General features: G+C 71.3%; 1 protein-coding gene and 1 pseudogene. Both read right to left on the reverse strand.

Annotation, left to right across the window (positions count from 1 at the left end; genetic code table 11):
- The coding region (locus tag AC2W7C_RS17715; RefSeq protein WP_486002547.1) for a sensor histidine kinase at positions 1–1,296 on the reverse strand (1,296 nt) is incomplete at its 3' end.
- Positions 1,297–1,363: 67 nt separating this feature from the next.
- Positions 1,364–1,521, reverse strand: a pseudogene (locus tag AC2W7C_RS17720) (quinone-dependent dihydroorotate dehydrogenase); the annotation flags it as partial.

Here is a 1,521-nt window from a genome sequence, read left to right on the forward strand (position 1 = left end):
GCCTTCGCCCGGCCGGCTGCGGGCGGTCAGGCGGCCGTCCATGAGCTCGGCCAGCTGGCGGCTGATGGCCAGACCCAGGCCGGTGCCCCCGTGGCGGGCGCTGACGCCGTCGGCGGTCTGGTCGAAGGGGGTGAACAGCCGGGCGATCTGGGCCGAAGTCATGCCGGGCCCGGTGTCGGCGATCTCGATCAGCACGGCGTAGCCGCCGGGCTCCTCCTCCCACCCGTTCAGACGCAGGGTGATGGACCCGGCGGTGGTGAACTTCATGGCGTTGGAGATCAGGTTGTTCAGGACCTGGCGCAGGCGCATCGGATCGCCCCGCACCGAGGCGGGCATGGAGGCGGCGCCCTCGACGCGGAATTTCAGGCCCTTGGCCCGCGCCGGTCCGCGCCACAGGCGCACGGTCTGGTTCAGCAGGTCGCGCAGGTTGAAGTCGACGGCGTCGACGGTCATGCGTCCGGCTTCCAGCTTGGCGTGGTCCAGAAGATCGTCCAGCAGGGCCTTCATCATCAGGCCGGCGTCGGTGATCAGCCGCGCCTGGGCGCGCGAAGAGCCGTCGCCGGCACCCCGCTCCAGCTCGGCGGCGCCGGTCAGGATGGCGCTGATGGGAGTGCGCAGGTCGTGGCCGACCGCGGCCAGGAAGGCGCTGCGACCCTCCATCGCGTGCTCCGCGTCCCGCCGCTTCTGCTCCGCCTCGATGCGCGCGGCGCTTTCGGCCGTGCGCGCCTCGTTCATGCGCTGCCAGGTCGACAGGCAGTAGGTGATGAAGACGCCCACCGCGATGGCCGCCGCCGTGACGAAGCCGGTCGAGGCGCCGAACAGCGCCATGAAGAAGGGTATGGAGGTCAGGTACAGGAACTGCGGCGTCACCGTCAGGATCAGCACCTGGGTCGATCGCGGCGCGTTGATCATCGAATAGATGGCGCCGGCGGACAGAAGCATGGAGGCGCAGATGCCGCCCATCGGGCCGCCGACTAGCCAGAGCGGAATCGACAAGCTGCCGAAATAGCCCGCATTGACGGTCAGCAGCAGTCCGCCGGCCACGGCGCGGAAGCCGGTCAGCTTCTCGGCGCGGCCGCCGATGATCGGGGCGAACGCCCAGATGTCGAGCACCTGGACCAGGAAGTAGCCCAGGACCCAGCCCACGCTGACGTCCCAGCCGATCAGCGGGCTGAACACCAGGGCGCAGGCCGCGGCCATGCCCAGCCGCTGCAGCAACGCCTTGCGCCGCTGGCGGATGGCGCCCGCCCAGTCCTGAGGGGCGAGCGCAGGCGTGTCGGCTTTGGCGATCGCCATACGGGTCCCCGAGCGCGGGCGCACTCCGCCCGTCCGGCCACCCTAGCCGGCTTGCACTAACGCTCCGTCAACGGCCCGAACCGACCGCCTCGGCGACCGTGGAGAAGCCCTCCGCGCGCAGACGGGCGGCGAGGTCGCGCTTGATGCGCCCGACCAGCCCGGGCCCCTCGTAGATCAGGGCCGAGTAGATCTGGACGGCCGAGCGCCCGGCGCGGATGCCGGGCC

This window comes from Brevundimonas sp. CURTG3B2_SDJG, from assembly GCF_057364705.1.